This is a genomic window from Haladaptatus marinus (assembly GCF_051194195.1).
This window is the reverse complement of record NZ_JBLZNK010000002.1, coordinates 530,199-543,270: the sequence shown is the minus strand read 5'-3', so window position 1 is coordinate 543,270 and position 13,072 is coordinate 530,199. Positions and strand designations below refer to the sequence as shown.

General features: G+C 59.3%; 20 protein-coding genes and 1 tRNA gene. 11 read left to right on the top strand and 10 right to left on the bottom strand.

Annotation, left to right across the window (positions count from 1 at the left end):
- Nucleotides 1–31 precede the first annotated feature (31 nt).
- The 8 genes from ACN2TU_RS05000 to rpsB all read left to right on the top strand — a co-directional run bounded on the left by ACN2TU_RS05000 (nt 32) and on the right by rpsB (nt 3,694).
- Nucleotides 32–116: transfer RNA gene (locus ACN2TU_RS05000), tRNA-Leu, on the top strand.
- A gap of 30 nt (nt 117–146) precedes the next feature.
- A complete protein-coding gene (locus ACN2TU_RS04995) occupies nt 147–500 on the top strand; it encodes a 50S ribosomal protein L18e (RefSeq protein ID WP_435153468.1) in 354 nt (117 codons plus the stop codon).
- Complete coding sequence (locus tag ACN2TU_RS04990; RefSeq protein WP_435153466.1) at nt 497–934, top strand: 50S ribosomal protein L13; 438 nt, start codon at nt 497–499, stop codon at nt 932–934. Before ACN2TU_RS04995 ends, ACN2TU_RS04990 begins: the two co-directional genes overlap by 4 nt.
- Complete coding sequence (locus tag ACN2TU_RS04985; protein ID WP_435153464.1) at nt 928–1,323, top strand: 30S ribosomal protein S9; 396 nt, start codon at nt 928–930, stop codon at nt 1,321–1,323. The genes ACN2TU_RS04990 and ACN2TU_RS04985 overlap by 7 nt, the downstream gene beginning before the upstream one ends.
- A gap of 13 nt (nt 1,324–1,336) precedes the next feature.
- A complete protein-coding gene (locus tag ACN2TU_RS04980; protein ID WP_435153463.1) occupies nt 1,337–1,537 on the top strand; it encodes a DNA-directed RNA polymerase subunit N in 201 nt (66 codons plus the stop codon).
- Complete coding sequence (locus ACN2TU_RS04975) at nt 1,537–1,719, top strand: DNA-directed RNA polymerase subunit K (RefSeq protein WP_435153462.1); 183 nt, start codon at nt 1,537–1,539, stop codon at nt 1,717–1,719. The genes ACN2TU_RS04980 and ACN2TU_RS04975 overlap by 1 nt, the downstream gene beginning before the upstream one ends.
- Nucleotides 1,716–2,921 (top strand): phosphopyruvate hydratase, encoded by a 1,206-nt coding sequence (eno, locus tag ACN2TU_RS04970; protein WP_435153461.1) that lies wholly within the window; start codon nt 1,716–1,718, stop codon nt 2,919–2,921. The genes ACN2TU_RS04975 and eno overlap by 4 nt, the downstream gene beginning before the upstream one ends.
- Nucleotides 2,918–3,694 carry a 30S ribosomal protein S2 gene (gene rpsB, locus ACN2TU_RS04965; RefSeq protein ID WP_435153459.1) on the top strand — a complete coding sequence of 259 codons (777 nt, stop codon included), beginning with the start codon at nt 2,918–2,920 and terminating at the stop codon, nt 3,692–3,694. The genes eno and rpsB overlap by 4 nt, the downstream gene beginning before the upstream one ends.
- 448 nt (nt 3,695–4,142) lie before the next feature.
- Here the strand turns inward: rpsB and ACN2TU_RS04960 are convergent, their stop codons facing one another.
- The gene (locus ACN2TU_RS04960) at nt 4,143–4,820 is read right to left on the bottom strand and encodes a bacterio-opsin activator domain-containing protein (RefSeq protein ID WP_435153458.1); all 678 of its coding nucleotides are present in this window, start codon (nt 4,818–4,820) and stop codon (nt 4,143–4,145) included.
- 135 nt (nt 4,821–4,955) lie between these two features.
- On the opposite strand from ACN2TU_RS04960, the gene mvk reads away from it, so the two are divergent.
- Together mvk and ACN2TU_RS04950 are read left to right on the top strand one after the other, a co-directional pair.
- Nucleotides 4,956–5,939 (top strand): mevalonate kinase, encoded by a 984-nt coding sequence (gene mvk, locus ACN2TU_RS04955; RefSeq protein WP_435153456.1) that lies wholly within the window; start codon nt 4,956–4,958, stop codon nt 5,937–5,939.
- Nucleotides 5,936–6,676, top strand: coding sequence for an isopentenyl phosphate kinase (locus ACN2TU_RS04950; protein ID WP_435153455.1), 741 nt, complete (start codon nt 5,936–5,938; stop codon nt 6,674–6,676). The genes mvk and ACN2TU_RS04950 overlap by 4 nt, the downstream gene beginning before the upstream one ends.
- Before the next feature lie 66 nt (nt 6,677–6,742).
- Here the strand turns inward: ACN2TU_RS04950 and ACN2TU_RS04945 are convergent, their stop codons facing one another.
- The 8 genes from ACN2TU_RS04945 to ACN2TU_RS04910 form a co-directional block, all read right to left on the bottom strand.
- Nucleotides 6,743–6,997, bottom strand: a complete 255-nt coding sequence (locus tag ACN2TU_RS04945) for a DUF7314 family protein (RefSeq protein WP_435153453.1) — start codon at nt 6,995–6,997, stop codon at nt 6,743–6,745.
- Complete coding sequence (locus ACN2TU_RS04940) at nt 6,990–7,367, bottom strand: DUF7315 family membrane protein (protein WP_435153451.1); 378 nt, start codon at nt 7,365–7,367, stop codon at nt 6,990–6,992. Before ACN2TU_RS04940 ends, ACN2TU_RS04945 begins: the two co-directional genes overlap by 8 nt.
- 15 nt (nt 7,368–7,382) lie before the next feature.
- On the bottom strand, nt 7,383–8,141 hold the full coding sequence (locus tag ACN2TU_RS04935; protein ID WP_435153449.1) for a cytochrome b family protein: 759 nt from the start codon (nt 8,139–8,141) through the stop codon (nt 7,383–7,385).
- Nucleotides 8,142–8,145: 4 nt separating this feature from the next.
- Complete coding sequence (locus tag ACN2TU_RS04930) at nt 8,146–8,940, bottom strand: cytochrome b (RefSeq protein WP_435153447.1); 795 nt, start codon at nt 8,938–8,940, stop codon at nt 8,146–8,148.
- Entirely contained in the window at nt 8,941–9,789 is an 849-nt protein-coding gene (locus tag ACN2TU_RS04925) for a ubiquinol-cytochrome c reductase iron-sulfur subunit (RefSeq protein WP_435153445.1), read from the bottom strand.
- Between the two features lie 3 nt (nt 9,790–9,792).
- A complete protein-coding gene (locus tag ACN2TU_RS04920; RefSeq protein ID WP_435153444.1) occupies nt 9,793–10,179 on the bottom strand; it encodes a DUF7318 family protein in 387 nt (128 codons plus the stop codon).
- Nucleotides 10,180–10,872 carry a plastocyanin/azurin family copper-binding protein gene (locus ACN2TU_RS04915; protein ID WP_435153442.1) on the bottom strand — a complete coding sequence of 231 codons (693 nt, stop codon included), beginning with the start codon at nt 10,870–10,872 and terminating at the stop codon, nt 10,180–10,182.
- Nucleotides 10,873–10,960: 88 nt separating this feature from the next.
- A complete protein-coding gene (locus ACN2TU_RS04910) occupies nt 10,961–11,749 on the bottom strand; it encodes a DUF7319 domain-containing protein (RefSeq protein ID WP_435153440.1) in 789 nt (262 codons plus the stop codon).
- Nucleotides 11,750–11,838: 89 nt separating this feature from the next.
- On the opposite strand from ACN2TU_RS04910, the gene ACN2TU_RS04905 reads away from it, so the two are divergent.
- Nucleotides 11,839–12,324, top strand: a complete 486-nt coding sequence (locus tag ACN2TU_RS04905; RefSeq protein ID WP_435153439.1) for a DUF7321 family protein — start codon at nt 11,839–11,841, stop codon at nt 12,322–12,324.
- A 15-nt stretch (nt 12,325–12,339) separates the two neighbouring features.
- On the opposite strand, the gene nth is transcribed toward ACN2TU_RS04905, so the two are convergent.
- Entirely contained in the window at nt 12,340–13,026 is a 687-nt protein-coding gene (nth, locus tag ACN2TU_RS04900; protein WP_435153438.1) for an endonuclease III, read from the bottom strand.
- Between the last annotated feature and the right edge of the window lie 46 nt (nt 13,027–13,072).

Genomic DNA, 13,072 nt, shown 5'->3' with positions numbered 1-13,072 from the left:
GCCCACGAGGGTGCGCACGTGTTCTCAGCGTGCAGGGATAGCCAAGTCTGGCCAACGGCGCAGCGTTCAGGGCGCTGTCTCGTAGGAGTCCGCAGGTTCAAATCCTGCTCCCTGCACTTCAGTTCTCAGTACTTGGAGGAAGTAGCATGAGTAAGACAAATCCGAGGCTCAGTAGTCTCATCGCCGAGCTCAAGTCGGTTTCCCGCAATGAGGAATCCGATGTGTGGAACGACGTTGCGGCACGCCTCGAGAAACCACGGAGCACGCACGCGGAAGTTAACCTGGGCCGTATCGAACGATACGCACAGGAAGACGAAACCGTCATCGTGCCCGGCAAGGTTCTCGGGAGCGGTGTCCTGCAAAAGAACGTCACCGTTGCTGCAGTCGATTTCTCTTCGACTGCAGAGACGAAGATTGAGCAAGCAAACGGCGAACCGATCAAACTCGAACAGGCAATCGAACAAAACCCCAACGGCGCTAACGTGCGAGTGATTCGATGAGTGTCGCAGAATACGACGCCGATATCATCGTCGATGCCCGAGACTGCATTCTCGGTCGCGTGGCGAGCAAAGTCGCACAGAAGGCACTGGACGGCGAGCGAGTCGCCGTCGTCAACGCCGAAGAAGCAATCATCACCGGGAGCAAGCAGGACGTGTTGGACAAGTACGAGACGAGGTTCAACCTCAGCTCCGACCAAGGTCCGTACTACCCGAAGCGACCGGACATGATCGCAAAGCGTTCCATCCGCGGCATGATTCCGTACAAGAAGCCGCGTGGCCGCGAGGCCTTCGAGAACGTGCGCGTCTACGTCGGCAATCCGTACGACGAGGACGGAGAAATCCTCGACGGAACGTCGCTGGACCGACTCTCGAACATCCGCTTCGTCCAACTGGGCGAAGTCAGCGAATACCTAGGTGCTAACGTCACATGGTAACGAACACGAGCGGAAAGAAGAAGACGGCAATCGCCCGTGCCACGGTTACGGAGGGCGAAGGTCGTGTGCGAATCAACTCGAAACCAGTCGAACTGGTCGAGCCGGAGATGGCCCGACTCAAGATGCTCGAACCGTTCCGCATTGTGGACGACGAGCGCGAAGGCGTCGATGTCGACGTTGACGTTTCGGGCGGCGGTATCACCGGACAGGCAGACGCAGTCCGCACGGCGATTGCCCGCGGACTCGTCCAGCATATGAACGATGCCGAACTCCGTGATGCGTTCATGGAGTTCGACCGTTCCCTGCTGGTCAACGACGTTCGCCAGTCAGAACCCAAGAAGTGGGGCGGCCCCGGTGCCCGTGCCCGCTACCAGAAGTCCTACCGTTGAGGTGGTTTAACCCATGATGATTCCAGTCCGGTGTTTCACGTGCGGTAAAGTCGTCGGTGAGCACTGGCAGGAGTACACATCGCGCGCCGAGACCCATATGGGGAACGAAGACCCCGGAAAGGTTCTCGACGACCTCGGCGTCGAGCGGCACTGCTGCCGTCGAATGATAGTCTCACACAAAGACCTCGTGGACATCGTTGCCCCGTACCAGTAATGGCTCAACAACACTACTCCCGATACGAAAAAGCCCGAATCCTCGGTGCGAGAGCACTGCAAGTGTCATACGGCGCTCCGGTTCTCATCGAGACCGAGGAATCACAGCCGATTCTCATCGCGGCCGAAGAGTACGACGCCGGTGTGCTTCCGTTCACCGTCCGTCGTGAGGAGGAGCAATGACGCGCATCGAGCACGTCAGACTCCGCCAGATCCTCGATTCGCGCGGGAACGCGACAGTCGAAGCCGACGTGTTAACCGAGAGCGGCGGGTTCGGCCGTGCCGCCGCACCGAGCGGTGCGAGCACGGGCGAGTACGAAGCGATCGAACTCGAACCGGGCGAGGCAATCGCCGCTGCCAGGGAACACGCCGTTCCGCGCCTCGAAGGCAACGTCTACGTTGGCGACCAGCGTGACGTTGACAACACCCTTCGTGCGGCGGACGGCACGGACAACTTCTCGGAGATCGGTGCGAACAGCGCCGTCGCCATCAGCATGGCGGCCGCAAAGGCTGCGGCTGACGTGCTTGGCGCACCGCTCTATCAGCATCTCGGTGGTGCGTTCCGTGGTGACACCTTTCCGGTGCCACTCGGAAACGTCATCGGGGGTGGCGAACACGCCGCGGACGCGACTGCGATTCAGGAGTTCCTCGCGGCACCCGTCGGCGCGCCGAGCGTGCAGGATGCCGTGTTCGCGAACGCCGCAGTCCATCGGAAAGCCGCGGAGATTCTCGATGAGCGCGGCGTCCCCTCGGCAAAAGGTGACGAGGGCGCGTGGGCTCCGTCCATCGACGACGACGAAGCGTTCGAAGTGATGGAAGAAGCCGTTTCGACCGTTGCTGACGATGTCGGTTTCGACGTTCGGTTCGGCCTCGATATGGCCGGTGCCGAGCTGTACGAGGACGGCGAATACCACTACCGTGACCAGACGCGCTCGACCGACGAGCAGATCGATTACGTAGCGAACCTCGTGGACGAGTACGACCTCGTCTACGTCGAGGACCCACTCGACGAGAACGATTACGAAGGCTTTGCCGAACTCACCGACCGCGTCGGTGACCGGACGCTCATCTGTGGTGACGACCTGTTCGTCACGAACGTCGAGCGACTGTCTGACGGCATCGAGCAGGGTGCCGGAAACAGCATCCTCATCAAGCCAAATCAGATCGGAACGCTTTCCGACGCCTTCGACGCTATCGAACTCGCCGTCGAGAACGGATACGACCCCGTCATCTCACACCGAAGCGGTGAAACCGAGGATACGACCATCGCACACCTCGCCGTCGCGACCGACGCCCCGTTCATCAAGACGGGGACGGTCGGCGGCGAGCGAACCGCCAAACTCAACGAACTCATCCGAATCGAGCAGAACGTATCACGATTATGAGCGATAACGATTCAGAACAGGTAGAAGAAGAAACGGACGGTCTCGAAGCCGCGGAAGAGGAAGTCGACGCGGAACCGACCGGCGAGTCCGGTGCGGAACCCGACGTTGACCCCGATGAAGATGTCGGTGTGCAGGCAGCAGAGACCGAAGAAGAAGAACCACAGTTCGACGAGGACGTGCTCGGCGACGAGGAGGCAGACCTCCTCATCCCCGTCGAGGACTACCTCGGCGCTGGTGTCCACATCGGTACGCAGCAGAAAACCGAGGACATGGAGCGGTTCATCCACCGCGTTCGAACGGACGGCCTGTACGTCCTCGACGTGAGCAAGACCGACCAGCGAATCCGCACGGCCGCGGATTTCCTCTCCAACTACAACCCGGAGCAGATGCTGGTCACGTCCTCACGCCAGTACGGTCGGTTCCCGGCAGAGAAGTTCGCCGAAGCCGTCGGCGCACGCGCTCGCACGGGTCGATTCATCCCAGGTACGCTGACGAACCCGAAATACGACGGCTACATCGAACCCGACGTGGTCGTCGTCACTGACCCAATCGGAGACGCACAGGCAGTCAAGGAGGCCATCACGGTCGGCATCCCTGTCATCGCCATGTGTGACTCCAACAACAACACGAGCAACGTCGACCTCGTCGTTCCGACGAACAACAAAGGTCGCAAAGCGCTGTCGGTCGTCTACTGGCTCCTCGCCAACGAGACGCTCGACCGCCGCGGTGCCGAACCCGCCTACTCGCTCGACGACTTCGAGAGCGAGATTTAATCGAAGAGTTTTCGACTCCGAACTGCGCTGTTTTCCCGATTGCGATGTGTGCTGATACCGCTCGGAATGGTACCTCTCGGCTGTGCCCTGTTCTGAATTGTCGGTGAAATAAGCCCCGTTTAAAACCGCTTGATGGTGCAACGAGTACAGTAACCCCGTGACCGATTGGATACACGATGATGGGTGGGAAACGAATTCTGAACTGCAGACGGTGTGAATGGGTCGTCGAAACCAGCGTCGACGAGCGTCGGGAATCGAATCGGCGAGCGATTCAGCATTTCCGTGACACTGGCCATCCGATCACGTGCCACAGACCGGGATGTCGCACATTCTACATTCGCCACTTCGTTCCGTGACCCATCGATTTTCACCCCATCAATGCGAACCAAGAGTGTGCTTCGGAAAGTAGCATCGATGGGTCGTCACAGACGAACTGTCCGGACGGCAACTATTTCTCATCCGTATTGGCGCCCTCACCGAGGATGATTGCATTTTCGACGAGACTTCCGTGAGCACGACGGAGGCGTTCGGAGACGGCCTGATGTGAAATTTCGAGTTCGTCTGCGAGGTCGTCGGCCGTTACGTCGCGCGGGACGTGATAATAGCCGCGCTCGTAGGCGAGTGTGAGCGTATCCTGTTGGTGTTCGGTAAGCCCGAAACGGCCCTTTCGTCCCTCTTCCAGCTTGTATATGTTGAGAATATCCAGCGTCAGTCCCTTGCTCTCGCAGTACTCGTAGGTGCGAGAGAGCGCTTCCCGTTCGGGGAAAACGATACGCAGATTCCAAGAATGGTCGTCTCCCATCGCCGCGAGAATGGTTCCGTCTTCCTTGACAAGTATTTGAATGAGCGTATCTATCTGGTCGACCCACTCCATTCGATAGAGCCACTCGTCTTCCAAATCGGTGAGTAACTCAATGTCTTTGACACTCGGATCCTCGTCGAGAGCGGATTCGAGTTCGTCACGGCTACTCTCCTCACTGCTTACCCACACGAACGGCATGACTTGGTCGTCGTCGTGGGCGACGACACGTTCGATTTCGAAGGTGAGGTCTGCACGTGTGGACAGCGACTGGCTGAGCGCGAATTCGTCGGAGGGGATTTCGACTTCAACGACAGTAGCAGTCATATTACGACAGTAGCATGGCCTGGATATATGCGTTAAGGCGTTGCCATCCGTGCTATATGAAATACCTCTCTTTCGTAACAGTCCACGGAACTCTATTCGAAAAAAGTGATACCCCCCGCTCACCGAGAGTACGACATGACAGTTTCGAGCGCCCCGGGGAAGGTGTACCTGTTCGGGGAGCACGCAGTCGTCTACGGCGAGCCCGCCGTCCCCTGTGCCATCGAGCGCCGAGCGACGGTGACAGTCGAATCACGCGATGACGACCGCCTCCGTGTCGACGCCGAGGATTTGAGCCTCGACGGATTTACCATCGAGTACGGTCGCGGCACCGACGAAACCCCCGACGTGGACGTTTCGGAATCGCTCATTCGCGCCGCCACGGGCTATATCGATGCCTCTGTCGAGCAAGTTCGTGAAGCAACGGATTCACCGAACGCCGGTTTCGACATCACCGTCGAAAGCGACATTCCATTGGGCGCGGGCCTTGGATCCTCGGCGGCGGTAACGGTCGCCGCAATCGATGCCGCGACGCGCGAACTCGGCGTTTCGCTCCCGAGCGACGAAATCGCAGACAGGGCGTATCGGGCGGAGCTCGAAGTGCAGGACGGCGAGGCCTCACGTGCGGACACGTTCTGCTCTGCAACAGGCGGCGCGGTTCGCGTCGAGGGTGACGACTGCCGGGCTATCGAAGCTCCGGATTTACCCATCGTCGTCGGATTCGACGGCGGCGCTGGCGACACCGGCAAACTCGTCGCCGGCGTCCGGACACTCCGTGAGGAGTACGAGTTCGCCGCCGACACCGTCGAAAGCATCGGCGATATCGTTCGGCAGGGCGAGCGTGCACTGGCCGAGGGCGACATCGACGAACTCGGCAAGCTCATGAATTTCAACCACGGCTTGCTGGAGGCGCTCGGCGTCTCCTCGCGCTCGCTCGATAACATGGTCTGGGCCGCCCGCGACGCGGGTGCATCCGGTGCGAAACTCACGGGTGCGGGCGGTGGCGGTTGCATCGTGGCACTCGACCCGTCAGACGAGACGGAGACGGCGCTGCGATTCACGCCGGGTTGTGAAGATACGTTCCGTGCCGAACTCGATACCGAGGGGGTGCGTGAGGAATGAGTGTAACGGTGCTCAAACTCGGCGGGAGCGTCATCACCAACAAAGACCGTGCCGATACGCTCGACGGTGAAACACTTGGACACGTCGCGGACGCAATCAGTGACGCGGCCGTACATGACCTCGTGCTGGTTCACGGTGGCGGTAGTTTCGGCCATCACCACGCGAACGAACACAACGTTTCGAAAACGACCGGCAGCCGCGATATCGAAGCCGTCATCGATATTCACGGTGCGATGAAAACGCTGAACGAATTTGTCCTCTCACGGCTCCACGACCGTGGAATTTCCGCCGTTCCCGTCCATCCCTTTTCTGTCGCTGTTCGGGACGCTGATGCGTCCCTCACGCTTCCGACCGGGCAAATCGAAACGATGCTCGATGAGGGGTTCGTTCCGGTCTTACACGGCGATGTGGTCGCCCACGAAGGCGAAGGCGTGACTGTCGTCAGCGGCGACGAACTCGTCGTCTCGGTCGCCAGCCATCTCGATGCCGATCGCGTCGGCTTCTGTTCGACTGTGCCGGGCGTTTTGGACGAAGCCGACGAAGTCATTCCCGAAATTACGACCTACGAAAGCGTCGCCGACGTGCTCGGCGAGAGCGAATCGACGGACGTGACCGGTGGCATGGCGGGAAAAGTTCGGTCGCTTCTCGAACTGGGTGCCCCGGCATCGATTTTCGGGCCGGACGACGTTTCAGCGTTTCTCGCGGACGAAAATCCGGGAACACGAATCCACGGCTAGGTAGCGTTGCGCATCGGGAGAAGAAATCGATTAATCTGCTGGTCGGTTCGATCCGGTTTTCCGTCGTTACGACCGTGCCCGCCGAACCTTGTTCATCGTCGGGACGATGATCCAGAAGAAAACCATCCCGAAGATGGCGAACCAGAAGAACGCCTCACGGAGCAGAATGGCGAGGCTGCCGTACATGTCGAGAGTTCCTGGAATCTCGCCGAGGAGCTGTGTGTCCTCGAAACCGGGCGTCGTATACCAACCCGAGAGCACCATCCAAGCGAGACCCGCCGTCGTGGCGATTCCGAGTCCCTTTGCGAATTCGTCAGCCATTGTTTGACGGTTCGTCGGAGTCATCTTTAGACTTTCCCATTCCTTCGGCTCGGAATCGCGTGGAGAAGGCGTACACCACGGCTCCGGATGCGATAAGCAACAGTCCGAAAATGGCGAGTGGGTAATCGACCTGTGGAAGCGGTGCGGTCGCCCGGTCGGTCGCGAAATCGAGCGCAATAAATCCGCCGACGACGGTGAATACGGCAAACATGGTCGAGAATACGGTCACGACTTTGTAGATGCGAAGCGGGACGACCACGTCGCGGGAGGCGATGCCACCCGATTTTTCCTCGGTCTCCGCTTCGTTCTCGTCACTCTCGTCTTCGAAAACCGAGTAACTAGTCTCGAATTCGTCGTCGCGTGAAGACATGAGGAAAAAGACGGGTTACTTCGGTGGTCGCAGGCGGTAGTACCGCCGGTTGAGGCTGAACATGTACCCTTCACGCATCGATTTCAGCACCGCGTAGGTGATGGTGCCCGCGACGATGGGCACGAGGAACGACAAGTCGAACGTGAGGTGGGCGTTAATGGGGAGGAGGTTCTTGATCGACAGCGCGCTGATGGTAATCGCGAACCAGACGCCGAACATGCCGACAGCACCCCAGAACGGCTCTTCGACCGGTCGGCGGGCACTTCCCTTGTTCAGGAACGGAACGATGGCGATGATACTGACAACGACGACGTTCGCGACGACACCGTACGTTCGGTCTGCCATCAGTTTGTCGCCGCCGAGGATGGCGAGTTCGGGGTTGAGCGGTCCCAGCTTCAACAGGCCGAACGACCAGTACAGATACCAGTCGGGCAGGATAATCGCCGGGGTCGAACTCGGGTCCGCCGGTGGGCCGAGGTGCGGCGGGAGCGTCGCGGCGAGGAACAGAATCATCCCGACGAAGAAACTCGTAATCGAGAGGTTCCGAATCATCTCGTGGGGCCACGTCGGGAACGCCAGCACGTCACGCTCGACGTAGCTGGATTCCTGTCGCAAATCCTGGTCTTCGCGGCGCGAGCGCTCGAAGTATTCGTACGTCAGCCGGGAGAGCCCTTGCGTGCGCTGTTTCCGCTCGAGCCATGAGGGCGTCTCGTCGTCCGGCGGGACGATGCCGGTTCCACTTCCGTCGGTTCGGGGTTCGTTTTCGTCGGTCATTGTATCAGTGTGGTTCAGCGATGCCCTGCATCCAGACGATGCCGATGTGCACCGCGATGAGCGTGGTCACAACGAATGGAAGCAAGAACACGTGCAGGATATACATCCGTTGCAGTGTTGCCTGGCTCAGGCTGAAGCCTCCAAACAGGAGCTGTGCGACCCATTCGCCGATGAGCGGGACAGAAAGGCTCATTTCGACACCGATCTGTCCGGCCCAGAACGCCAGCTGGTCCCACGGGAGCAGGTAGCCCGTGTATCCGAACACCATCGTCAAGCTGATGAGGATGATGCCGAGGATCCAGTTGACCTCGCGGGGTTCCTTGTATGCGCCCGTGAAGTAGACACGGAGCATGTGGAGGAACACCGCCGCGACCATCACCTGTGCCGACCAGCGATGGATACTTCGGAGCATGAACCCGAAGTTGAGGTCGACCATGATGTACGTCAACTGGGTGTACGCGGCCGTCGTTTCTCCTGCCGTCGATGGTGCGTAGTAGAATCCGAGCAACGCGCCACTGACAGCGGCTACCACGTACGCGATGGTCGAGAAACTCCCGAGTGCGTACAGCGGGTACCAGTACCAGAATTTGTTGTCGAGGCCGTACTGTTCGGTGTGACTTTTCGGCATCTGGAGGTTGACGCGGTAGTACAACGTCTCCAGTAGTTCGAGATAGTCCACGATGCGGAACCGTTTGTCCATCCAGATGAGCGTCGTGAGGAACGTGGTCTCGATGGGCGTCAGCTCTTTCTCGCGGAGCCACTCGCCGTGGTCGTGGTCGTCTTTGCGTTCGATACTCATTTAGTCGTCCTCCGGTCGTGGCAGTGCCACGAACGATTTCTTCACGATGCTGAAGGGGTCATATACCGACTGGTGGCACGGACAGTAGATGAGATCCTGCGCGCCGAACTTCGCGGAGCCGGCGATGCCCTTGAACGCGGGCACGCAACAGAAATGCGTACATTTGTTCAGGTTGGCGATAAAGCCCTTGTCGGTGCTCTCCTTGAGCCACTTGCTCTCGCCCGACATCTCCTCGACGTTCGTGCTCCGAATGAGCTGGACGGTCATCGTCTGGCTCGGCGGAACGTCCTGCGACCGCCAGGTCACCGTTGCGGGCTTTCCGAGCCCCGACTTACCGATGCCGTTACCCCATGTCTTGTAGTCGGTGAAGTCGTCGATGTGGACTTTGTCACCGGCTTTGACTTCCTCAGCTTGCCAGTCGTACTTCGCGCCTTCTTTGTAGCGGAAGTAGTTGTCCATGTCGGCGTCGGGTTTGACGCCTTTATACGTCTGGACACCACAGTACTGGAACCAGTTGGCCGAGTATTTGATGCCACCAATTTCCGTCTCGGCGACCGTCACTTCACGCCCCTCAACTGTCTTCGTCGACGGTTTCGGGAAGAAGCCTTTGATGTACCCCTCGTCGTCGATTTCGATGGGTATCTGGGGCATCCCCCGGGGTGCGGGACCTGCGGTGTTCTCTACGCCCATGAACTGTGTAATACCACCGCCCGCACCGGCCGAGGCCGTCGCTGATTTGAGCGAGGCGGCTCCGGCAGTGCCGACTCCGGCGAGTGTCGCGCTTCCCACGACGCCTTTGACGAAACGGCGGCGACCTGTGCTCTGCGGATATTTGTCGTCTCCTGCCATTGTTTATCGTTTGTAGTAGGGATACACTGCTCGTTTGAACTGCTCCCATGCGTCTCCGAACGACTCGGTTCCGTACTGTTCCTCCTCACGCACGTAGAGGTCTTCCCACTTGCGACGACGCTTTTTGACGATCATAACGTCGGGGAGGAACTCCTTGCGGTACAGCATGAGGACGAACGCGAGGTCGATGAAGATGACCGCGAGGATACCGCCGAGGTACATGTTGCCGACTTCCGTCAGCCCCCATCCGTTGAGGAGACCGTAGGTGAACAAGCCGACGAACACGACCTCGATAATCGTCAACAGGACGATTGCGATGGCGGCAGTCGTGCTTTCACGGGCCGGTTCGTAGCGGTGAATATCGCCGTACGTGCTTCCTGACGAGGACATCTATCTGTTCCCTCCGCTGGTGTGTGCAGATTCGCCGTACTTCAGGAAGAAGAACGTGTAGATGAGTGAGACGACCATCATCAGAATTGTCGCGATTCCGACGTAGTGCGCCTGAAACGGCACGCCCATGTGTTCGGGGTCGGCTTCCGCCGGGGCACCGCCACCGCCACCGCCACTGCTGCCGCCGACTGTGATAGCGCCGGTCATGCCGGCACTTTTGTGCGGCGCACAGAAGTACTCGTACGACCCTTCCGTATCGAAGGTGTGCTCGTACGTGTGGCCAGAATCGAACGTTTCACTCTCACTTCCAGACCCTTCCCAGCCAGCCCCATCGGGTTGGCTCTCGGGAACCACGTTATGGGTGTTCGACTCCCAGACCCACTTCACCGTGGTGCCGGGAGAGATTTGGAGGTCGGCTGGCTCGAAGACGAGTTCGCCGCCAGGGCCGACTTTGACGGTCTTCGTCGCTCCGCCACCGCCGCCCCCGCCGTTGCTCTGATTACCGCTAGACTGGTTTCCACTCGACTGGTTGCCACCGGCCGACGTAGTCGTCTGGTTGCCGCCAGTCCCGTTACCGCCGGACTGGTTGCCACCTCCCGATGTGGTCGTCTGCTGCGCACCAGCGGGTGCCGCCGCCGCGGCAGTTCCGCCAGCAACGCCGCTGGCCGCCAGTAGAAAGTCCCGCCTCTTCATACATGTGTTGGTCAGGATGGGACTTGCTTAAACCCACCGATGCCGCGGGAGTGCCGACATCGGGGGTTTCGACACTCCTCTCGGTGCTTCAGTCGTCTCGCTCCTCTTCATCCAACGGGAGAAAGTCGGGGCGTTCGCCGGATTCAACGCCAGCGGAACGAAGGCGATTCCGGTACTCTTCCGACCGAAACCTGTCGGAAAGCCGGGCGTTCGCAACGATTAGCAGGACGAAAAATCCGAAGACGAGGAATCCACCGCCGATGAGTGCTAGCAGGGGTGCTCCTTCGCGAATATTCTGCGGAACGCCGATAATTCGGAAGTAGACTAGAAACCACGCAATCAGCATCCCGACGCCAGCCACGACATGGATGCCCGCAATCGTCTGCATCAGCTTGTTGCCGAGTTCGCCGCTTCCCTCCGGAACTTCATCAGGTTGCGGGAGTTGGTCGCCCTCCGGCGTCTCCGGTACGTCGTACTCCTCCATCGACGCCAGCGCTACGGTCGGTTTCACGTCACGGAGGACGGTTCCACGCCCTTCGACGCTTCCATCGGCGTAGACGACGGTGTACCCTTCGTCCGAGTACGCGACCAGCAGCGGTTCGCCCTCGTGAGTGGTTCGTTCGACGACGGCGAACACCTCCCGAGTTGCGATTCGGTGTTTCAGGTCGGCCTCCACCCGGTCGAGCAACTCACGGCCCGTAATCCATGTCTCCGGGTCGAATGCAGCCTCCCACTCTTCGAGGGACATCTCCGCCATGTCTTCGGGGCCGAAGTTCTCGAAGTCGTACTTCTCATCGACCTCGCGGCGGAGTTCCTCGCGGGATTTCTCCGGCGCGTCCTCACCTGCGCCCTGCGTCCCACTGTCGGAGTCAGCCATTATTCGGAAGTTACGCTTCGACGGCTAAACATCTTCTGACATGCCCGACGTTTCGGACGGTTTAACGCGCCCCAGTCTAACCACCGACTATGGTAAGCGACGCGGCGATTGCAGCGGTGGTCGCACTAGTCGTGACTGCGAGCTTTCCGTTCTATCTCTACGGTGCGTGGATTATCATCGAGGCTGAGACAGTAACGTGGGACGTCCTCACCCATCATTTGAAGTTCATCATTTCGGGTCTCCTGCTGACGACGATACCGGCGGTTACGTGGATGATTCCGCGATTCTTCCGACAGTTCGGCGGTCTCGCCGCCGTTCACGCATTTCTCGGGCTCCAAGCCTACGCGCTGTTGATTCTCGCACTCACGGGCATCGTCAGAATATTTCAGGTCAAACGCGCCCACGATTTGTACGGCAGTCCAAACCCCGACATGGATATCAGCGAACTGCACGAAAACATGGATTCGTGGCGGTGGCGTCTGCGCGTCGGTGTCTTCGGGTATATTGTCTTCTGGCTGCTGACGTGGATGCTCGGCATCGCACGGCTGCTAATTCTGCACACCGATTATCTCTAATTTCTCCTTAGAGCCCTAACTCCACGACTCGCCACTGGCGAGGTCGACGTCGTTGTCCAGTTGCGACGACGGGCAGATATCTTCCAACACGCACTCACCGCAGTCGGGGCTTCTGGCCGTACACGTCGCCCGGCCGTGGCTGATGAACAGGTGGGTCAGCCATTGCCAATCCTCTTCCGGAACGAACGTCATCAGGTCGCTTTCGATGTTCTGCGGGCCCTTTTCCTCCGTCAGACCCAACCGGCGCGAGAGTCGCTGAACGTGCGTATCGACCACGATTCCCTCGACCACATCGTGGCCGTGCTGGAGCACCACGTTCGCTGTCTTGCGCCCGACACCCGTCAGGTCGGTGAGTTCGCTCATCGTATCCGGCACTTCCCCGTCGTGTTCCTCGATGATGGTTTGGCATGCGCTGTTGATCCACTTCGCCTTGTTGTTGTAGTACGTAATGGAGTTCAAATCCTCCGCGAGTTCGTCCACGTCGGCGTTCGCGTAGTCTTCCACCGACTGGTATTTTTCGAACAGGTGTTCCGTCTCCTTGTTCACGCGCTCATCGGTACACTGCGCCGAGAGCATGACTGCAATGAGAAGTTCGTGCCGGGTCGAGAAGTTGAGCGAGATAGTCGCGTCCGGATATTCGCCGTAGAGCCTGTCGAGAATTTCTCCTAACTGTTCTTCTCGCGTGTCGAGTTGGACGCCCATGTCCGAGTTCTCGGAGGGCGTCGGTTTGAGTGATTCGATGTCCGAG